Raw genomic sequence first — 21,292 nt, forward strand, 5'->3', positions numbered from 1 at the left:
GGATCAAATTTCCTTAATCTTTGATTGTGTTTTTGGAAAAGTCAGAATGCAACGCAGACCACCCAATGGCGAATGATCAAAACGCAATTGGCCACCCAGCGCTTGTGCCAGCTTCGACGACAATGCCAAGCCGAGTCCAGTACCACCCGTGCTTCGTGTACGCGAATCATCAACACGATAAAAACGTTCACCCAAGCGCGCCAGCTGTTCGTCGCTCAGCCCAAGCGGACTGTCATCGACAATTAAAGTCCACTCCGATTCATTTTGTTCAGTATGAATCTTGATCTGCCCGCCAGCTTGCGTATAACGCACACTGTTACTCAATAAGTTCACCACAATTTGTTTGAAGCGATCTATATCTAATTGTAACGTAGTGCCTTCTCCTGCAATCGAAATTTGAAGTTCGGCCTGCTCAAACTTTGGCTTGAAGTGCTCAACTTCCTGTACCAAGACCTCCCACGGATTGACCTCGGCCATATAGCATTTCAATTGCTGGGCATCGGCTTGGGCCAAATCGGCCAGATCTTGGGTCAGTTTTTTCAAGCTACTGACCTGACTCATCATGGCGGTCAAATGCTGCGGTGTGGCTTTACGGATGCCGTCCTGCATCGCTTCAATTTGTGCCTGTAAAACGCTTAGCGGAGTTTTTAGCTCATGCGACGTATCGGCCACCCATTGACGTCGAGACTCTTCATGCTGATACAGAATTTTAGCCAATTGATTTAATTGGGTTGCCAGATCACCCAACTCATCATTACGCTTAATTTCAACCTGATGCTTATAATTTCCACGGGTTAATTCACGTGTGGCATTGAGCAGACGTTGAATCGGCTTTTTAAAATAAGTCGCCAATAAAAGCGCCGCAATTAAACTGGTCAAGACCGACAAAGCATAAATCAGCAATAAAAAGCGCTTTTGATTGCTAAAGAAATTAATACTTAAGGCATCGTCTTCATCGAGTACCGGTTTCAGGCCCAAATACCCCACAATCTGGTCTTTGACAATAATCGGACGATAGGAAATCTGCTCATTGGCACTTTCTCCCACCACAAACTGATGCTTGGCATCGTATAACGATAACCGCGAACTCAACCCCAATCGGTCTGGCATGGCAATAAAACGCTTTTTACCGTCATGATGCATCATGTTGGCCATTTCGGAACCACGCGCTGGTGCTTTTTTCTTTTTGCCATCATCTGGACGGAAAAAATTCTGATTCGAACTGAGTGGAAATTTCAGACCTTCAAAAGGCTGATACTCAGAAGGCAAATTATCTTTTAAAAACTGCCGTTCTTGCTCGTCCAGTACGGGTCTATTTTTAAGACGGTTTTCGTTGGTCAGATCGGGCGAGAGCATAATCATGTTTTGCTCATTGAAAAAACGCTGCTGCAACGCAATATCGTACTGACGGCGTAACCACCAGCGTGACAGACGATCATAATCATCTGGCGCGGCCTGTCCTTCAATTTGTAAAATCTGCGCCTGAATGGCATTGCCCCAATCGCCATAAGTGGTATACACATTGGCCAAATTAGTGATCAAATGATCCAGCTTTTGCATTTCGACATCGGCCACATATTTGGCAAAATTTTTCTGCATGGTCCAGTGCAAAACACTCAGACTCACTGTGGTAATCAGCAAAGTGGTGAGCAGTACGGTTAGAAACAACCGAAGCGCAATGGGAACGCGGCGTATTTTCAAAAGCGAGCTCTCATGATTCGTTTATCTTTTCTATTGTAATCAACACTCAGGCAAAAAAGTCTCCATTGTTCCTTCATGTTTATTATTTAATCTTTATTAGGTTTTTAGTCAGCATACATCCTAGCGTTGTTCACACACTAAATCATTCACTTCGGGGATTCAACATGAACAAAATGGCAAAAATTACACTCTGTATGGCTACAGTGATCAGTATGGGGAGTTTGGCAGCCTGTCAATCCACCATGCCACCTCAAGATCCCAATGCACCTAAAATGATAGATGGCCCGGCAGGCAAACACTGGATGAAACATCACAAACTTACCCCAGAACAACGAGCAGACATGCAACAGCGACGCGCTGAGCGCAAGGCTGAATTTGAACAGATTCAAAAAGCATGTACAGGCCAAGCTGTAGGTCAGACCATTCAGGTAAAAATGGGAGACAAAACAATTGATGGAACCTGTGAGTTACGCTTTAAGCCCAGCAAAATGAATGATCGTATGGCCCCTCCTCCAGCGCCAGCCGCATAAATTTAGCACATCATAAAAAAGGCACTTCGGTGCCTTTTTTTCTGGTCACATCTTTTTACGATTTTGACTATTCCTTTCATTTGAAATTCATAAAAAATTTATACGATTTAATTACTTGTATATTTCAAGATAATTTTCTTTGACTTTACAGTCATGGATTGGACTCCCCGAAATGCTTGTACAGGGGTATAAGTTATTGCACGATGTAATTCATAAGAAAGGTACCTTCGGGTATCCAACCGTAATCGACAGGACATTAGAAACGCTGGTTTAACCAGTATTGAGGAAACCGATATGCCACAATACAAAGCGCCTTTACGTGATATGCAATTTGTTTTGCATGAGTTACTAAATGCTGAAGAGCACTATGCAAAACTTCCTGCATTCCAAGAGAACGTAAGCCGTGAACTGGTTGATCAATATTTAGAAGCGGCTGCAGATTTCTGTGAAAACGAGCTTTCTCCACTCAACCAAATTGGCGACCGTGAAGGCTGTACATGGAATGATGGCGTGGTCACAACGCCAACAGGTTTTAAAGAAGCTTATCAAAAATATATCGAGCTGGGCTTTCCGTCTTTAGCCGCAGAAGAAGCTTACGGCGGTCAAGCATTGCCAAATTCACTCGGTATTGTGATTTCAGAAATGGTCGGTTCGGCTAACTGGGCATGGGGTATGTATCCGGGTTTATCGCACGGTGCAGTGCGTACCCTTGAGCACCATGGCTCAGCGCAACAAAAGGACACCTACCTACCAAAACTCGTTTCAGGCGAGTGGACAGGTACGATGTGTTTGACCGAATCACATGCAGGGTCTGACTTAGGTATTATTCGCACCAAAGCAGAACCAAATGCAGACGGTAGCTATGCCATTTCGGGTGAAAAGATTTTCATCTCGGCGGGTGAGCACGACATGGCCGACAATATTGTACATATTGTATTGGCACGCTTACCCGATGCACCGAAAGGTACCAAAGGCATCTCGCTATTCATTGTGCCAAAATACTTGGTCAATGAAGACGGCTCAATTGGTGAACGCAACGGCGTCCGCTGTGGTTCAATCGAGCACAAAATGGGAATCCATGGTAACGCGACCTGCGTATTGAACTTTGATCGTGCAACAGGTTATTTAATCGGACCTGAAAACCGTGGTCTCAACTGCATGTTTACCTTTATGAATACCGCACGTATTGGTACTGCTGTTCAAGGTTTGGCAGCATCGGAATCATCATTCCAAGGTGCTTTGAGCTATGCCAAAGACCGTTTGGCGATGCGCTCACTCTCTTCACCAAAAGCACCACAGAAAGAAGCCGATCCGATTATTGTGCATCCAGCAGTTCGTAACATGCTGCTTACCCAAAAGGCATTTGCAGAAGGCGGCCGTGCTTTGGTGTACTTGCTGGCACTTTATGCCGATATCGTCGAAAAAGGCGCTGATGAAGAAGAGCGTAAGTTTGCCGACAATATCTTGTCGTTGCTGACACCAATTGGTAAAGCATTTCTGACCGAAACCGGTTATGAAGCAGCCAACAAAGGCGTTCAGGTCTTTGGTGGTCACGGCTTTATTGCTGAACACGGTATGGAGCAGATTGTACGTGATACGCGAATTGCTTGCTTATACGAAGGTACCACTGAAATTCAGGCACTCGACTTGCTTGGCCGTAAAGTACTGCAAACCCAAGGCGCCATGTTACGTGACTTCACCAAAATGATTCACAAATTTGTTGAAGCCCACAAAGACAACAGCGCCATGAAAGAGTTTATCGAACCGCTTGCGGCTGTAAACAAAGAATGGGGCGACATCACCATGCAAATTGGAATGCGCGCGATGCAAAATCCAGATGAAGTGGGTGCTGCCGCAGTCGATTACCTTTATTACGCAGGTTATGTGACCTTGGCCTACTTATGGGCGCGTATGGCACAGGTCGCGCTTAGCAAACTCGAAGAAGGCTCAAGCGATGTAGATTTTTACAACGCAAAAGTGACCACGGCGCGTTTCTACTTCCAGAAAATCTTGCCGCGCGTTCGCTCACATGTCGACGTATTGTCTACGGGTGTTGAGTCATTGATGTCCTTAGAAGCAGAACACTTCGCGTTCTAATCACAGTTCGGGATCGATTACAACGGCCCCCAACCAGAAAAGGACTGATCAGTTTTGACAGTCCTTTTTTTTCAAATTAGATGTTACATTAAAACCACTGACAACGCTGTGACTCAATGCATTTTCTGTGCAATATTAAAGACATAGAACTATGCAAAAATATTCAAGGTGAAGAATTATGCCAATTTATAATGCGCCACTCGCAGACATGCGATTCATCTTAAATGATGTATTTCAAGCTGAACAATTCTGGCAAGCCAACGAACATCTTGCCCATGTCGATGCAGCAACTGCAGAAGCTATTTTGGAAGAAATGGCAAAATTTGCTCAAAATGTCACACTCCCTTTAAACCGTTCAGGTGATGAAGAAGGTGCACGTTATGAAAATGGCCAAGTCTTCACACCAGCAGGCTTTAAAGAGGCCTTTGCACAGTACGCACAAGGCGGCTGGATCGGATTGGGTGCCGACGAAGAATGGGGCGGTCAGGCCATGCCTAAAATGTTGACCGTGCTGGCCGATGAAATGCTGTTTGCGACCAACCCTTCTTTTTTGCTCTACCCGCTCCTATCGGTTGGTGCAGGTATGGCATTGAGCAGCTATGCATCACAAGCGCAAAAAGAAACGTATTTACCTAAAATCTATTCAGGTGAATGGTCAGGCACCATGTGTTTGACTGAGCCACATGCCGGTACCGATTTAGGGATTATTAAAACCAAAGCTGAACCGAACGCAGATGGATCGTACAACATCACTGGAACCAAAATCTTTATTACCGGTGGTGATCACGACCTAAGTGAAAATATCATTCATTTGGTATTGGCCAAAACGCCTGATGCACCCGCAGGTTCGCGTGGTATTTCTTTATTTATTGTGCCGAAGTTTTTGGTCAATGACGATGGAAGTCTTGGCGAGCGTAACGCAGTCAGCCCAGGTTCGATCGAACATAAAATGGGAATTAAGGCATCGGCCACTTGTGTGATGAATTTTGACGGTGCCAAAGGCTTTTTAGTGGGTAAAGAAAATGAAGGCTTAGCCGCAATGTTTGTCATGATGAACTATGAACGTTTATCGATGGGTATTCAAGGCTTGGGGGCTTCAGAGTTTGCCTACCAGAATGCGGCACAATATGCCACAGACCGCTTACAAGGTCGTAGCGCATCAGGCGTACAATCGCCGAGCAAACCAGCCGACAGCATTTTGGTTCATGGTGATGTACGCCGTATGCTCCTGAATGTACGTGCCAACAATGAAGCATCACGTGCCTTTGCCGTGTATGTTGGGCAGCAACTGGATATCACCAAGTTTTCAACTGATCCAGAAGCCGTTAAGAAAGCCAACGACCGCGTGGCTTTGCTGACGCCAATTGCCAAGGCATACCTCACCGACACCGCCTTTCAGGCAACCCTAGATGCCCAGATGTGTTTTGGTGGGCATGGCTTTATCCGCGAGTGGGGTCTGGAGCAATGTGTTCGTGACTTACGTATTTCACAGATTTACGAAGGCACCAATGGTGTTCAGTCTCAAGATTTGATTGGCCGTAAAACCATTAAATGTGGCGGTGCGTATATCGGTGAATACATCAATGAAATTCGTGATTTCGCCAATACGCTTGCCGCAGATTTAAACTTCATTAAGGATGCAACACTTGATGCTGCCACTGAAGTTGAGGCTGTAACGCAGTTTATTATTGAACAAGCCGCTGAAAATCCAGACTTTCCAAATGCAGCAGCAGTCGATTATTTACATGCGGTCGGTTTACTCAGCTTTGCCTACATGTTTGCCAAAATCGCGGCAGCGGCCAAAGACAAATCTGGTGAGTTTTACCAAAATAAATTGTCGTTGGCACAGTACTTTGTTACCCGTATCTTGCCGGAGCTTGAATCACGTATTCGTAAAATCGAAGCGGGTTCTGATTTGGTCATGAGTTTTGATGAAGCTTACTTTACCGCACAGTCTTAATCTGCTCGATTAAAAAAAGCCTGCACATGCAGGCTTTTTTACTGTCTTATATTTTGATCTAAATTTCGGCCAAAAGGCTTAAAAACATCCACTTGAGCCTAATGTCTTGTGTCATGCGCATGAAATTTGCTTAGTGTACATCATACCTTTAATTGATTGCCGAGTTCATTTATGTCTTCTTCTAAACGTCCTAACAGGCTTGAAGCGTTACTCGATCGCTTTGGCAACTATGCTGTTGAAGCATTTCACTATATTGCCCTATTTATTATTGGTTGTATGGTGGTGTGGTCAGCCATTCACACCACCATTGACATCTTCACGGTAAAATCTTACGCCACCATTGATGATATTTTGCTGTTGTTTATTTATTTGGAATTGGGCGCAATGGTCGGGATTTATTTTAAAACCAACCATATGCCAGTGCGCTTTTTAATTTATGTGGCCATAACCGCCCTAACGCGATTGCTCATTTCAGATATTCAGCATAACCATAAAGCAGATGTTAGCCAGTTGATCATTACCGGCTCAATTCTAATCTTGGCCTTAGCCATTTTGATTGTACGTTATGCCTCATGGAACTTCCCCTCTGTGATCCGTCAAAAGCATCAGACACGCCCTTTAGAACAAGGCAAAACACCACGTCCTGAAGACGATGAACTGGCATAGAAAAGCCCATCCTGCCTCAAGCAGTATGGGCTTGTTAAGCTGTCAAAATTAACGATGCGCCAGCAAAATCTGCGCGATAATGCCGGTTGCGACAGCCACCAGTACATAGCGACCATCAATGTACGTCCAACGATGCTGTGGCGGTGGTGGAGGCAATTGATAGTCATACCAGTTATTTACATAGTAACGGTCGGAGTAATACTGCGGCGGTAAGCGATAACCGGGACGAAAACCTTCATGCACGCGATAATAACGCGGAGCTGGCGAAGCATAGTAATACCGGTTTTCTACAATACGCATGTGTGGGGGTGGCCCATAAGATCGCCAGTCACCACGATGCCAATCATCTCGGCGCCAATCTGGATGATGATATGGCCCATCATGCTCACGGTTCCATTGATGACCGGCCCAATCAGGTGGATCTGCTAAGGATAAAGTGGAAGTTCCAAGCAGGACGACAGCGAGTGAAGCAGCGATAATTTTTTTCATTTCGAAATGTCCACAGCATGTGACGCTTGAATCAGCATAAAACTATGGCAAGGATAAATAATGTATAAATCAGCGTGTAGTGCAAGCAATTGTTATTGTTTTTGCCACGATGTAACTTAGCTTAAAATCATGGAGAAGTAGCGTCAGTCATCCTCTAGATATAAAAAAAACCACCGCATGGCGGTGGCTCTTAAATTGAATCAAATTAGTAAACTTGATAGATCCGATGGTTGTAGTTTGAAACCAGCAAATAACGACCATCTGCTCTCACCCAGTGATAACCACGCGGTGGAGTTTTCAAGCGATAGGCACGCCAGTTGTTCACTTGATAGCGGTCATGACGCCATGCCGCTGGTAAGCGATCACCGCGCTGGAAACGATGCTCACGGTAGTCACGATGACCGTTATCATGACGGCGGTCATGATCCCATTTGGCAGCAGGTGCATGGTGACGATCACGTGGGCCATGACCACGATCCCAGTCAGGGCCTGCAAACGCAGTAGCCGATACCCCTAACATCATTGTAGATACCACAAGCGCTTTGAATACAGTATTCATCTGGATGTCCTTTCTTCATCTCTCTATAGACTCATGGTAATGGCCGCCCAAGAAGAAAGGATGGACAAAAACACGGGCTTTACTATCTGATTGTAATCATCATAAAGAAATCATGAAGAGATGTAACACCTAAGATTCATTCTCATTTTTATCTCAAGACCATTTTCAAGAAATAAAGCCAGCACAATCAAAGGCTCGTACATTCAAAAACGATTAGCGAATACCTTCAATTGTAAAATCTGGTGAGGAAATAAGAAGATAATGCTGATCTACACGAATCCAGCGACGACCTTGCGGTGGCTGATACAAGCGATTGTCGGACCAATTTTCGACCCAATAGCGGTCATCACGATATTCAATCGGTAAAATTTGGCCCACTACAAATACGTAGCGGGGTTGTCCAGTATGCCAATGATGGGGGTGATAAGGACGAGGAGATGGTACTTGTTGATTGCTAAAGCCAACGGAGGGTACAGGAGGCTGATTCGCCGAGCGTGACGGATAAACCGGAGGCACCTTTTGATTGGAAAATCCAACAACAGGCGCAGATGGTGAGTAATATGTATTTGGGCGTATTGACTGCTGTTGCATTCGATCATCGTGTGCCCAAAGACTCGTTGAGCATACTGTAATCATCATCACGCGTCGCAGGTTTCGAACGATATGAATCAACATGCGCCTCTCCCAAACCATACAGTTATCTTCTCTAGTGTAGAGGAAAACCAGTCAGACCCTACATGACAAACTGTATATAAATCGTCTATGCACAAGAATCGGACTTTATCGATATAAAATAGCGACTATACTAAGCTGCAATGTGGAGCATGGAACAAGATACAGTGGCAGAATTAAATTTTGAACGTCTTTATCAGTTTTTTAGTAAAGTCCCAAGTATTCAGCAAGAGCGCATTTCAGCGCACGGCACAAACGGTGAGCATGCATGGTGGATTAAATTTAGCATCGACACCGAACATGCTTTAGCATGGCAAACCGTACAAGAGCTTGGGCATGTACTGAACTATCTCTCGACCAATGAACGTCTGCCCACACAGTTTTTTCCGGTATCACCTCCCCCGTATATGAACGGTGAAGCCAAAGACTTTTTGGCATGGGTCATTGAATGTGATCATCCTGAGTTTAGTCCCGATGTGGTGTGTGACTGGTTAGAGGCGCGCTTGCCAAATCCAGTTGAAGACGAAAGTCAGTGGAAAATCAAAACTAGCCTAGATGAGCTTGATCAAATGAGCCCGCAAGAACTCGATCAACTGATTCCTCCTACGCATTAAAAAGCAAAGAGAGGCGATGCCTCTCTTTAAAATTTAAAACGTCGAAAGACCCGACCACTCCATAAATCGATAGGTCCAATACTTCAGTTGGGATTCATCGGCATATTGAGCATAGTCCACACTCATGTGACGGCCATTCAGATTTGACCACACTGTATTAAAATATCGAGTAGCATCCTGAAAAACGGCTGCCTGCGTTTGACCTTTGACCATGATATCTGTTTCGAGATTATAATTTTTTAGATTTCTTGCGGTAAAATTCGCTGAACCCAAAATCATTTCAGCTTGAGTCGCACTGGATTTGATGATCATTTTGCTATGGCACTGCTCGCCATGCGTATCACACCATCGTACCGGAATACCTGCGGCATGCAACTCGGAGGCCACAGGCCGATTTGGAATTCCATTTTTTTGTCGACCAAAGGCATCTTTATTCGGATCTAGTAACACTCGAACATTTACCCCGCGCTCGTGTGCTGCCTTTAAAGCCGAAATAATCTGGCGCTCAGACAAATAAAACATTGCCAAATCCAGTTGATCTTTGGCTTTGGCACGCTGAATTAAATCTAAAACAGCGTGATAAATTGCCGCTTCGGTCAAAAGCTGCACCTGAGGCTCAGTCGTGGGTGCATTGATTTCACCCATAATCACAACAGGTGATGTACCACCCGACATTTGAGCCACACTTTGTTCAGATTGCAACACATCCATTGCCGTCGGGCCAGAGACCACCACAGCAACATTAGAATGACGTGAACTGCCATCGTGCGGATTGGCAGACGTAATCAGACTTTTCCAGCCTTGATCGGTATCGACCACCATGGTTTTTCGATGATTGGCTTTTAAATTGGCCAGTGCCAGATAACTACGAAGGGTGATTTTCTGTTGGCCAAAGGGATTGGGCAACCAGCCTTTTTCGGCGTTGTTCCCAATGCCTTGACAGCATAAATACCACAGGCCAGACCAAGTCGGATTTGAAGCACGCAGCGGAGTCAGATTGGTTTCAATCACATCGACGCCTGCCTGACGAAGCCGACGATATTGCTCAGGAAAAATACCACCGTAAACGGAATTGATCGGATCGGTAATAAACACAATTTGTATATTCGGATGCTCACGGCGCTTTTGAATTAATGCCTGTGTCAGCTCTTGCATCAGAGGACGCTGTGGAATTTTGCTGTCACCTACCTCTGAATTAAACAGAAACATATCCAGCACAATGGTACTCTTGGCTTGCTGAATCAGCGCCAACATTTGATCAAAGATCTGATGATCGTATTGCTGACGCCCCTGTGCATCGAGAAACGTTTGATCTGCTAAAAACTTGAGTTCGGCATGTCGTAGCTTACCGCTATAATTGAGGCCTTGCGGCAAGGGCTTATAGATATGATAAATTGCCGATGCAACATAGCCTAAAACCAACATCCCGACAATTAAAGAAAAATAACGGCGCCCAGACCAATTCAGTTTGGTATGAATTCGTTGAAAAATACGCATAACAAGTTATCCCAATCACTGGGTTCAGACTAGAGAGTCTCGTGAGATGTTTCAAGACTGATTTGGTTAATTCTGCGCGTCAATCTGCTTAAAAACAAAAGGAAAGCCGAGGCTTTCCTTTATGTGTGTAGCGATAAACACATTAAAAATTAAAGTTGATGCCCATGGTAAAATTGCGCCCGATTTGTGGAACATCCGATAAAAATGACTCGTGTAGATATACTTTGCTGTCAAGCAGATTATTGGCTTTGGCATAAAGCTGATAACCCGTTTTGGTATTGATTTGCCCATCATACGCCAATCCGAGATTCAGCATGTTGTAACTCTTGCCTTCCGTTTCGTAATTGGCCAGATTATCCTGACCAAAGACATGGTAATACTCGGCTGTTCCTGAGTAACCCTGTCCAAAATCTGCCTTGATCCGCGTGCCTAAGCGTCCACCCGGAATACGTGGGGCATTTCCAGCATCATCTAGCTTGCCGCGTACATAATCCCCAAATACCCCCACATTGTAGCGTGGACTGAATTGATAGCTCACATCTCCATCTACTCCGTAAAAGCGGGCATCGGTTTGATCGTATTGAATCAGACGAAAGTCCTGAAAACGATCTAAGGTATTGGCATAGATAAAGTTGTTGTACCAGCTTTGAAAAGCACTCAAGTTATATTTAAGGCCTTGGTCATTGTCAAAATGTAAACCGAGTTCAAGATTATTCGATTTTTCTTTTTGCAAATCGTCATTGCCTAACTCATAGGTATTGGTGGCCATATGTGCGCCATTCGAATATAACTCTTGCGCCAGCGGCAGGCGCTCTTGATGTGAGCCTGTCAAAGACAGCTTGTAATTTGGCTTAAATGCCCAGTCGGTTGAACCCGCCAAGGAGTACGCCGTACCAGTATAATTTTTGGCACCTACATCTACATCATTGCCATCGATATCAATGGTTTGATGATCGATACGCGATGACAACTGAAAATGCAGTTGATCAACTTGTTTTTCCTGCATTCCAAACACGCTATAGCGTTTGGTGACAGTTGGGTCCATGAGTGCTTCATCACCGTTAATGGTGAGTTTTTGCTGAGTGTATTGTGTGCCAAACTGTCCAGTCCAGCCTGCCCAAGCCATGTTGTCTAAGGTAATGCGGGCATCGGTGCCTTTGCTGATAAAGGTAGTATCTGGTTCGTCTCCGTCCATTTCCTGATGCTGGTAATCGGTATAAGTGGCCTGTGCAGCCAGTTTGGAAAACCCTGCAAATGGATCATTCAGCTCAGTTTTGAAATCGTATCGCTTTTCTTTGAGATTAATCCATGCTGCTGCGCCATCTTGCTCCTGCAAAGCGGCCTGTTGATCAGCTAAAGTGCCGCAATCGAGCTTGCCTGCACTGGGTTTACATAAACCATATAACGGATTATCTCCCGGAATCCCGTAGCGATCGTGTCGTTCGCTATAGGCAACTCCGGTATAGCCCCGATCATAAATCCATGACAGTCCGGCATGATAATCATTGGATTTGGCATAGGTATTGTCTTCACGGCGCGATGTTTCCTGCAAATCATGCGGCAAAATATAATTGTTGGCATCACGCTTTAAACCGCCCACATTCAATGCAAACTGACTGCCCAATGCGACAGTCGAATCACCTGAATAAACCAAGCCATCATCACCCGTGTTGTAGCGAACACCCAACTGCCCTTCATACCCGTTGTCTGGCATTTTAGATGGAATTTTATGATCGATGACATTGACCAATCCACCCACAGATCCTGCACCATAGAGCAGCGCTTCAGGGCCTTTTAAAATCTGGATCTGATCGGCTGCATTAGGATCGACCGTCACGGCATGGTCGGGAGAAACCGAGGAAACATCGAGCGTATCACCGCCATTTTGGGTAATTTTTACGCGTGCACCATCTAAGCCACGAATCACAGGCCGGCTCACCCCACCTGTATATTGCGCCGAGTAAACTCCCGATTGACCATTCAAGGCGTTACCGATGGTGGTTCCGCCTTGAATCAATTGATCGCGTCCCACACTTACATCTCCAGCCGTCTCATTGAATGGCTGTTTGGGCGTGGCTTGAGCTTGAAGTTCAATGGTTGGCAAATCGTTGACAGCAGCATCACTGGGTGTGGTTTGTGCAAAAGCATGCTGAATCGATAGTGAGAGAATAGAAAGTGCAAAAACATGAGAACGAGTAAGCATCGTGATGCTCCAAAAGCCAATCACTCGTTACGTTATAATATATCTATTTTTTTACAAGCAAATTTAACTGGGTATTTATATTTCCATTCAAAGCTTGAGTTTTATGGCTTTGATTGAAAATTAAGGTGATTTTAATGCAAATATGAAGGTCAAAACGGTATAGCGGTTAACTTAAATCATGCAGAGCGCCCTTAGGGCACTCCACGTGAAACATTATTAATTTCATCAATCACTTAGAAGCTAAAATCTACACCTACAGTAAAGTTACGCCCCACCTGCGGAAGATTCGACAAGAATGACGCATGGTTATACACCGTTTCATCAAGTAAATTATTGGCTTTCACATAAACACGATAATCAGTGCGATTGCTGGCACGTGCCGCATACGCCAAGCCTAAATTCACCATGTTGTAGCCCGCGGTTTCATTCTCAAAAGCCGCAAATTTATCTTGTTTAAACACATGGAAATATTCGGCTAAGCCAGAAAAACCATCTCCAAAGTCTGCACTGACCCGCGTACCTAAACGGCCACCCGGAATACGTGGGGCATTGCCTTCGGTTTCAATTTTGGCACGCACATAGTCACCAAATACTGTGGCTGTATAGCGTGGAGAAAGTTGATAAGACAACTCTCCCTCCACACCATAAAAACGTGCTTGATCTTGCGTGTATTCAACCAGACGGAAGTTTTCAAAACGATCTAACGTGCGGGCATAAATGTAGTCGTCAAACCAGTTATGAAACACATGCACATGATAATTTAGCTTATCTGCATCGTAGTGAAAGCCAAGCTCGAGGTTGTTGGATTTTTCAGTACTTAAGTTTTGATTGCCCAGTTCATAGGTATTGGTGGCCAAATGTTTACCATTGGCATATAGCTCTTGCGCCAGTGGCATCCGTTCTTGATGTGATGCGACAAAGGATAATTTATAATTTGGTGCAAATGCCCAGTTGGCAGCGCCTGAATACGAAAAGGCATGATCATCATAGTTTTTTTGCGGAGAATCGATATCGATTTTTTGCTGATCAAAACGCGCAGCCACTTCAAAATGCACATCGTTCCACTGGGTATGTTCAAGTGCAAATAGACTCCATTTGTCGGTGGTACTCGGGCCAGCAAAGAGCGACTCTTCGCCAGTAATATCGAGTTTCTGGCGACCAAACTGTGCACCTATCACGCCTTTCCACTTGGCTAAAGGCTGATGTACCAATTCTAGACGTGCATCATAACCTTGGCTTTTGAAAGTGGTTGCGGCCTCTCCTTCTTCGATTTCATCATGTTTGTAATCGGTATAACTGGCTTGTGCACGTAGTTTGCTAAAACCAGAAAAGGGATCATTCAGTTCGGTTCTAAAATCGTAGCGCTCAGATTTTAAATTGACCCATGGCCCTGCATGATCGTGTGCATGTTCGTGATCGTGGTCATGACCCTCTTCTGCGGCATGATTTCCATGGTCATGATCATCGTGACTGCCGCAATGCAATTTTAAACCATGCGGATGACAGCTCTCATATTCATGGCTATGACCGGGTAAGCCATATTTATCCTGACGGTTGGTATAAGAAATGCCGGTAAAACCGCGATCATGAATCCAAGACAAACCTACTGTCGCCTCTTCAGATTTGGCAAAGGTATTGTCAACGCGACGCTCTTTTTCACCTTCATGCAGATAATTCGGTGCAATGTAATTATTGGCATCTCGCTTCAGGCCTTCAAGTCTTAATGCAACTTGCTCGCCTAAACCTACCGTTAAGCCTGCACTCCCTAACTTCTCGTCGCTGCCCGTGTTGTAACGCAGTCCGACCTGCCCTTCATATCCTTGTTCAGGCATTTGGGTGGGAATCTTGTTGTCTGTCACGTTGACGAGTCCACCGACTGTACCTGCACCATACAGCAACGTTGAAGGCCCACGTACAATTTCAACTTGCTTGGCTAAAATCGGATTGACCATCACGGCATGATCTGGAGACAAGGTTGAAACATCAATCGTTTCCGAGGCGTTTTGTAATACCTTCACACGTGCGCTGTCTTGACCACGAATGACAGGACGGCTTGCGCCAGGGCCAAACTGGTTCGAATACACACCCACCTGATCACTTAACGCCTCACCAATGGTAGCACCGCCCTGTACCAATTGCTGATTTTGAATAATATTGTCTGCCGCAGCATAATCGACCGCAGTTTGAACCAATGGATGTGCGGTTGCTTCGATAGTTTTGAGTTTTGATACGGTGTTTGTTTCATTGGCCGCATGTACCACACTTGATAGCGCAGCAAAAATTGAAAGTGTGAGCACACTTCTGGTGAACAACATTGGATTCCCCTCGAATTCTTAAAATCTTAAAATCTGCTTAATTTTTGTAATATTATAACATTGCACTATTTTTGCAATAAAAAACATTCTCAAACTGCATTGTCGACTACACTAGGCGCGACCTAAAAGACAAAATAATTTTGCTTTCAATATGCCGTTTACGCTTTCACATGCCATTTTGGCACCTCCCATTGCCAAACTGAGCGGCCAGCGCTTACCTGTTGCTGCTCTGGCAATCGGCTGTATGACTCCCGATTTGTTTCGATTATTTACCAATACCAGCTTGACTATCAGTCATGAGTGGTCTGGGATGATTGTGCCTAATCTGTTGGTTGGGCTATTTTTTTGTGCGGTGTGGTATGTGCTGTATCGTCCATTTATCTATCGCTGGCTGTCTCTACACGATCCACTCAATCTGAATACTCTAGACCGTACCTGTGGCTTTCTGATTGGCTGTGTGGTTTCAGTTTTAATTGGCGCAGCCACACATATTATTTGGGATGGTTTTACCCATGCCGATTTTCGAACCTTTGTCTTTCAAGATGCACTGAGCAGAGAAATTTCGATTTTGGGCTATCACACCCATGTACATATGCTCATGCAGATTGGTACTTCGGTGGTAACTCTGCCAATTTTGATCTGGATGTGTTTACACTATTTTAAGCAGCATCGGCAGACTAGACTGGTATCACGACTGATTCAGCGTTTTTGCTGGACTGCGTTTATTTTTTCTATCTTAAGCGGCCTATATTGGGTGATGGGCTATGCCGAACCACTCAGCCTCGATTCGTGGAAAGCAGAAACCTACGATCATGTGGGTAAATCGATCAATTACTTTTTCCGCGGGTTTCTTGGCAGTATGGCGCTATGGTCAATTGTATTTTTGGCATGGTTTGGTTTTTCCACACAACCAGATTCACAAAGTTGATTAAATCCGTTCAAAAATAGCGCATTTTTAGCAGTTTTTGGCGCTAGTTCTTGTGACACGCCACTCAAAAAGGCATAATCGCTGATTCACTGGCGGTACGCTGTTTACGTATACGCCCCAACAGCCAATATAGTTTGGATTTTTACGACATGATGCGAACTCATTACTGTGGCTCTTTAACAGAAGCCCAAATTGACCAAACCGTAACCCTATGTGGATGGGTACACCGTCGCCGAGATCATGGTGGTGTAATTTTCCTTGATATGCGTGACCGCGATGGTTTGGTTCAAGTGGTTATTGACCCAGATACGCCAGAGGCATTTGCGACCGCAGATAAAGTACGCTCTGAGTTTGTACTGAAAATTACGGGTCGTGTACGTCGCCGCTATGAGGGCACTGAAAATTCAAATATGGTCAGTGGTCAAATTGAAGTGTTGGGCAAAGAGATCGAAGTTCTCGCACAATCTGAAACTCCGCCATTTCCATTAAATGATGACAATATTAATATTTCTGAAGAGCATCGTTTAAAATACCGTTTCTTGGACATTCGTCGTCCAGAAATGCTAGATCGTTTGCGTTTTCGCTCTAAAGTGACCAACCTGATTCGTAACTACCTAGACGATCATGGTTTCTTAGATGTTGAGACCCCAATCTTAACGCGTGCAACACCTGAAGGCGCACGTGACTATTTGGTTCCAAGCCGCGTGCAAAATGGAAGCTTCTATGCTCTTCCACAATCACCACAGTTGTTCAAACAATTGTTGATGGTGGGCGGTATTGATCGTTACTACCAAATTGCAAAGTGTTTCCGTGACGAAGATTTGCGTGCAGACCGTCAGCCTGAATTTACCCAGATCGACATCGAAACATCATTCTTAAATGATGATGACATTATGGATCTGATGGAAGGCATGACCGTTAAGCTGTTTGACGAATTGCTCGGTATCAAATTCGACAAGTTCCAGCGTATGCCATACAGCGAAGCGATGCGTGACTATGCATCGGACAAACCAGACTTACGTATTCCGCTTAAACTGGTTGATGTTGCAGATCTGATGCAAGACGTCGAGTTTAAAGTATTTGCGGGTCCAGCCAAAGATCCTAAAGGCCGTATTGCAGCACTTCGCGTGCCGGGCGCAGGCGCTTTGCCACGTAGTGCGATTGATGAATACACCAAATTTGTGGGCATTTATGGCGCTAAAGGCCTCGCTTACATCAAGGTCAATGAAATTGAAAAAGGTGTAGAAGGCTTACAGTCTCCAATCGTGAAATTCATTGAACCGATCGTGATGCAATTGCTTGAGCGTGTAGGCGCAGAAAATGGCGATATCGTCTTCTTTGGTGCAGATAAAGCCAAGGTTGTAAATGATGCCATGGGTGCACTTCGTGTGAAAATCGGTCACGACCTAAAACTTGCAACCTGTGAATGGGCGCCGCTTTGGGTAGTCGACTTCCCAATGTTTGAAGAAACAGATGATGGTAAATGGACTTCAGTTCACCACCCATTTACGCTGCCAAAATCAAGTGTTGAAGATGTGAAAGCAAATCCGGGTGAAGCACTTTCCGTTGCTTATGACATGGTATTGAATGGTACCGAAGTCGGTGGTGGTTCATTACGTATTTATACGCTTGAAATGCAAAAAGCCATCTTTGAAGCATTGGGTATTTCAGACGAAGAAGCCGAAGAGAAGTTTAGCTTCTTGCTGAATGCCTTGCGCTATGGCGCGCCTCCACATGGTGGTTTGGCATTTGGTCTAGATCGTTTAATTATGCTCATGACTGGTGCGTCTTCAATTCGTGATGTGATTGCATTCCCGAAAACCAAGACTGCTGAATGTCCATTGACTCAGGCACCAGCACCAGTTGAAGCGAATCAGCTACGTGATTTGGGTATTCGTTTACGCGAACAGCCAAAGAAAGAGGCTTAATTTTAGTTTAATGAATTAAGCTATCTGCGTTGAGTCTTACACCCTGACAGTTGAAAACTTTAATTCAACTCTCGGGGTGTTTTTATATCTTTAGCGCTCGAAACTAGATGGTAAATTAAATTGATCAGAAAAAATTTCAATAATTTCAGCTTTTAACTGTTCAAAATTTTGTACATGCTCATGATCATTTAAACAAACTTGAGCCAGTTTTTGCATTTTGACAGCCTTTTTTATTTCGGTTAAAGATTCAAACTCAAGATCATAATTTTGACCTCGATCAAGTATATCAACCGGATAAAATTTTCCAGAGCATAATTGCCACATCCGAAATAAATACTGATTTACATCTAATGGCTCTCTAAAACGATGCGTACATACGTGTTGTAAATAATCCTGCTCTTTTTCCCACACTTCATTAAATATCGATTTTAAAAAAGGTTGTGGTAAGTGCGTATTATAAAAATTTGAAAATTTTCGATTATAAAGCTCTAAAAAATTAGTCCAGTTATTTTTAAACCGATAATGAAGATTAAAGAATGCACGAGGCATTTGTTTGAAAAGCTGACGTTTATTGAAATATTTATTAATAATCGCGACATCTGTGAGGGTGACTGCACCCAAAAAGTTTTCTTCACCCACCACCATCAAAGGTTGTAAAACAAGCCCATCACAAGGCAGTCCTTTTCGAAAGAAAAACTCAGGAAGAAGTGGCTGAGTGATAAACATATCATCATTGAAATAGATGAAATGTTCAGCCAAGCCCTCAATTTTATGAAGATTAATTTCGATGACATGAGAGCTAAATGTAGGTAAACAGGCTGCATCGATAATCTGATCATGTGTAACGAAATTGAGTTTTGGATGCTCTTTTATTAGAAATTCTGGAAAGTGTCCGCATGTTACGATATGAATTTTTCTGACCCATGGGCAGTATTTTTCTACAGATCTAAACCAATATTGTAAATTTTCCCAGTCACGATATCGGCACTCTTCATCTAACAAGTCGTCTGTAAAAACAGCGTCTTTGTATTTGAAGCGAACAAATTCTTTTTTCCAATTCATATCATTTGAATCGACCCAAATCATTACAAAATCAATTGGATGTTTCAAATCTTTATCCCCAAGCTCAATGGCACAATCTCAAAAACGAACAGCATTTAAAGCCAAAGCGTAAGAAATAAAATGAATTTATGGTGAGATCATGTTAAATAACCTTCATAATTAGCACATAGTGATAATTTGTTACTTTTATTACCGATAAGATTCTCAAATTAGACGATTGTGTTGAGCTGACTACCGTCGAATGGCATAATATAGCTTTCTCCCCCTTTGGATAACTCATTATGGCTATGCGTTCTGATGTGCGTCGTCACGCGCTTGTGGTTATTGGTTTTTCATTAGCTCAATGGTTATTTATGCGTTATATCTTGGCTAACGAACTGTTCAATTTAGATACGAATCAACGCATTCTATTTTTCTGTGTAAGTAGCTTGGCTGGTGCATTACTGATTTTTGTTGCACTCATTTATATGGTGTTAAAGGGAAATGCCGATAATTAGTTTTGGTACGATATAAATTCATGATGAAATATAAAAAATATTTAATTTCTATACAAAAAAAAGGAGATCAACGGTATGACTCCTTTTTTAATCACAATCATTTTGAAGAAAAAGATTTTACTATTTTTGGTGTCAAAGGAAATGAATTAAGTTTAGATGAATATTTTAAACTCGCTGTAGCAAACCATATAACGCCGTTAACACCCGCAGAATTAGGTTGTACCCTTTCTCACTTAGAAGCACTCAAAGATTTTTTAGCTTCTGATGCTCAATATGCTTATGTTTTTGAAGATGACGTAATTTTTAAATGTGCAATAAATTTCGATCATGAATTCAGTTTTTTAGAAAATGGATTTATCTTAAGTTTAGGCGGAATTAATTTATATCTTTGCAATAAAGCAAGAGGTCAAATTTTAAAAGAAAAATTTTATGATCGCCCTATTCTGAAGCTTCATCCTTACTTTTCGGACAAAGCCTTTTATACAATGGGTTATGTTATAGATAGAACGGCAGCGCAAGCTTTCATTGATTACAATAAAATCGTACATCTTGCTGATGACTGGGAGGGATTCTTAAAATACGCCCCATCCATCAGTTTTTATTTCACAGATATATTGGCGCATCCAGAACTTAACTTTGTTAAAAACACACAAAGTTCGATTGAGAATGAACGCCTCGCCATTTTAAAACCGGCTCCCTTACCTCATTCTATTTTTCAACTTCTTGCTTTTTACTTAAAACGAAAGCTTTTTAGTTTTAAGAAAAAATTTAAACGACTTTCAACGCAACGTTATCCTGAATATTAATATTTCTTTAAAGTGAGCGTTTTAAATTTCATCCTTAAATAATAAAACTGATCTTTCTCTTCTTTATTAATACTTTGCGTCAACGTGCGCTCATGTTCAAGATAACTCAAATTAGAATTATTTTGAATCACAGGATGATCAAAAATAAAACTGACATATACATTAAAATCTTGTTGTAGAACGATCAGATCTTGCCAGTGATCATAAATTTTTGGAGTCTGATGATAACTTAGTAACATCGCTGCCATTTTACGATCCACCACATAGGCGTAGGCATAAGCTAAACGATCAAGGAAATCATGATCAACTTTAAGTACTTTTTGTTCATATAATCTTTGATTTAGCTCGTAACCACGAACGCGATTACAAATTTTCATTTGAATACCGCCTAGGCTGAACAGAAAATTTTCACCCAGATGTAGTTCTTCTAACTTTGCTTCTAAATGTTCAAAATCGATTTCGAAAAGTTCAATGACATCGTCTTCAAAAATAATCGCATACTTTTCATCGGAACTAAGAAAATCTTTGAGTGCTTCTAAGTGAGAAAGTGTACAACCCAGCTCACCAGGCGTCATGGGCTTGCTTTTACCTGCAACACCCATTTCAAAATATTGGCTAACAGTTAAGTTTTTTCCAATAATTCCAAATTGTTTAAATTCATCTTTATAGTTATGAAAAGTCCGTTGTTCGTAAAATCCTTGTAACCTTTTACTGTCTTGCGATTCAATACTAATTAAATATTTTTTCATTTCAATCAAATGCTAAAAT

The 21,292-nt window shown here is 43.1% G+C and carries 18 protein-coding genes; 9 read left to right on the plus strand and 9 right to left on the minus strand.

Going from position 1 to position 21,292, the window contains the following annotated elements; genetic code table 11:
- Positions 1-3 precede the first annotated feature (3 nt).
- Positions 4-1,701, minus strand: coding sequence for a sensor histidine kinase efflux regulator BaeS (gene baeS / locus KCV09_RS09065; RefSeq protein WP_119026342.1), 1,698 nt, complete (start codon positions 1,699-1,701; stop codon positions 4-6).
- Between the two features lie 164 nt (positions 1,702-1,865).
- Between baeS and KCV09_RS09070 the strand changes: the two genes are divergently transcribed.
- The 4 genes from KCV09_RS09070 (at position 1,866) to KCV09_RS09085 (ending at position 6,954) form a co-directional block, all read left to right on the plus strand.
- On the plus strand, positions 1,866-2,231 hold the full coding sequence (locus tag KCV09_RS09070) for a hypothetical protein (RefSeq protein WP_151815585.1): 366 nt from the start codon (positions 1,866-1,868) through the stop codon (positions 2,229-2,231).
- Positions 2,232-2,525: 294 nt separating this feature from the next.
- Positions 2,526-4,328: an acyl-CoA dehydrogenase C-terminal domain-containing protein gene (locus KCV09_RS09075; RefSeq protein WP_004933074.1), complete on the plus strand. Its 1,803-nt coding sequence runs from the start codon at positions 2,526-2,528 to the stop codon at positions 4,326-4,328.
- Positions 4,329-4,506: 178 nt separating this feature from the next.
- Complete coding sequence (locus KCV09_RS09080) at positions 4,507-6,288, plus strand: acyl-CoA dehydrogenase C-terminal domain-containing protein (protein ID WP_055415018.1); 1,782 nt, start codon at positions 4,507-4,509, stop codon at positions 6,286-6,288.
- Positions 6,289-6,459: 171 nt separating this feature from the next.
- Positions 6,460-6,954 carry a phosphate-starvation-inducible protein PsiE gene (locus KCV09_RS09085; protein ID WP_151815587.1) on the plus strand — a complete coding sequence of 165 codons (495 nt, stop codon included), beginning with the start codon at positions 6,460-6,462 and terminating at the stop codon, positions 6,952-6,954.
- 48 nt (positions 6,955-7,002) lie between these two features.
- On the opposite strand, the gene KCV09_RS09090 is transcribed toward KCV09_RS09085, so the two are convergent.
- The 3 genes from KCV09_RS09090 to KCV09_RS09100 all read right to left on the minus strand — a co-directional run bounded on the left by KCV09_RS09090 (position 7,003) and on the right by KCV09_RS09100 (position 8,677).
- Positions 7,003-7,443, minus strand: coding sequence for an RcnB family protein (locus KCV09_RS09090; protein WP_004933067.1), 441 nt, complete (start codon positions 7,441-7,443; stop codon positions 7,003-7,005).
- Between the two features lie 205 nt (positions 7,444-7,648).
- Positions 7,649-8,002: an RcnB family protein gene (locus KCV09_RS09095; RefSeq protein WP_004943554.1), complete on the minus strand. Its 354-nt coding sequence runs from the start codon at positions 8,000-8,002 to the stop codon at positions 7,649-7,651.
- Positions 8,003-8,215: 213 nt separating this feature from the next.
- A complete protein-coding gene (locus tag KCV09_RS09100; protein WP_125268510.1) occupies positions 8,216-8,677 on the minus strand; it encodes an RcnB family protein in 462 nt (153 codons plus the stop codon).
- Positions 8,678-8,841: 164 nt separating this feature from the next.
- Between KCV09_RS09100 and KCV09_RS09105 the strand changes: the two genes are divergently transcribed.
- Positions 8,842-9,288 (plus strand): hypothetical protein, encoded by a 447-nt coding sequence (locus KCV09_RS09105; protein WP_167561095.1) that lies wholly within the window; start codon positions 8,842-8,844, stop codon positions 9,286-9,288.
- A gap of 33 nt (positions 9,289-9,321) precedes the next feature.
- Here KCV09_RS09105 and KCV09_RS09110 read toward each other — a convergent pair whose 3' ends face one another.
- The 3 genes from KCV09_RS09110 to znuD (KCV09_RS09120) form a co-directional block, all read right to left on the minus strand.
- Positions 9,322-10,785 carry a phospholipase D family protein gene (locus tag KCV09_RS09110; RefSeq protein ID WP_151815588.1) on the minus strand — a complete coding sequence of 488 codons (1,464 nt, stop codon included), beginning with the start codon at positions 10,783-10,785 and terminating at the stop codon, positions 9,322-9,324.
- Positions 10,786-10,927: 142 nt separating this feature from the next.
- Positions 10,928-12,988, minus strand: coding sequence for a zinc piracy TonB-dependent receptor ZnuD (gene znuD / locus KCV09_RS09115; RefSeq protein WP_212515065.1), 2,061 nt, complete (start codon positions 12,986-12,988; stop codon positions 10,928-10,930).
- Positions 12,989-13,221: 233 nt separating this feature from the next.
- Positions 13,222-15,303, minus strand: coding sequence for a zinc piracy TonB-dependent receptor ZnuD (znuD, locus tag KCV09_RS09120; RefSeq protein ID WP_212515066.1), 2,082 nt, complete (start codon positions 15,301-15,303; stop codon positions 13,222-13,224).
- A 151-nt stretch (positions 15,304-15,454) separates the two neighbouring features.
- Between znuD (KCV09_RS09120) and KCV09_RS09125 the strand changes: the two genes are divergently transcribed.
- Together KCV09_RS09125 and aspS are read left to right on the plus strand one after the other, a co-directional pair.
- Complete coding sequence (locus KCV09_RS09125) at positions 15,455-16,231, plus strand: DUF4184 family protein (RefSeq protein ID WP_212515067.1); 777 nt, start codon at positions 15,455-15,457, stop codon at positions 16,229-16,231.
- Positions 16,232-16,380: 149 nt separating this feature from the next.
- The gene (gene aspS, locus KCV09_RS09130) at positions 16,381-18,159 is read left to right on the plus strand and encodes an aspartate--tRNA ligase (protein WP_076033505.1); all 1,779 of its coding nucleotides are present in this window, start codon (positions 16,381-16,383) and stop codon (positions 18,157-18,159) included.
- 90 nt (positions 18,160-18,249) lie between these two features.
- On the opposite strand, the gene KCV09_RS09135 is transcribed toward aspS, so the two are convergent.
- Positions 18,250-19,245, minus strand: coding sequence for a stealth conserved region 3 domain-containing protein (locus tag KCV09_RS09135; protein ID WP_212515764.1), 996 nt, complete (start codon positions 19,243-19,245; stop codon positions 18,250-18,252).
- Positions 19,246-19,502: 257 nt separating this feature from the next.
- Between KCV09_RS09135 and KCV09_RS09140 the strand changes: the two genes are divergently transcribed.
- Positions 19,503-19,718 (plus strand): hypothetical protein, encoded by a 216-nt coding sequence (locus tag KCV09_RS09140; RefSeq protein WP_004943578.1) that lies wholly within the window; start codon positions 19,503-19,505, stop codon positions 19,716-19,718.
- A gap of 20 nt (positions 19,719-19,738) precedes the next feature.
- On the plus strand, positions 19,739-20,524 hold the full coding sequence (locus tag KCV09_RS09145; RefSeq protein WP_212515068.1) for a glycosyltransferase family 25 protein: 786 nt from the start codon (positions 19,739-19,741) through the stop codon (positions 20,522-20,524).
- Here KCV09_RS09145 and KCV09_RS09150 read toward each other — a convergent pair.
- Positions 20,521-21,273: a glycosyltransferase family 25 protein gene (locus tag KCV09_RS09150; protein ID WP_212515069.1), complete on the minus strand. Its 753-nt coding sequence runs from the start codon at positions 21,271-21,273 to the stop codon at positions 20,521-20,523. The two genes, KCV09_RS09145 and KCV09_RS09150, sit on opposite strands and share 4 nt — an antisense overlap.
- Positions 21,274-21,292 lie beyond the last annotated feature (19 nt).

Source organism: Acinetobacter soli, from assembly GCF_018139125.1.
GTDB classification, from domain to species: Bacteria; Pseudomonadota; Gammaproteobacteria; order Pseudomonadales; family Moraxellaceae; genus Acinetobacter; species Acinetobacter soli.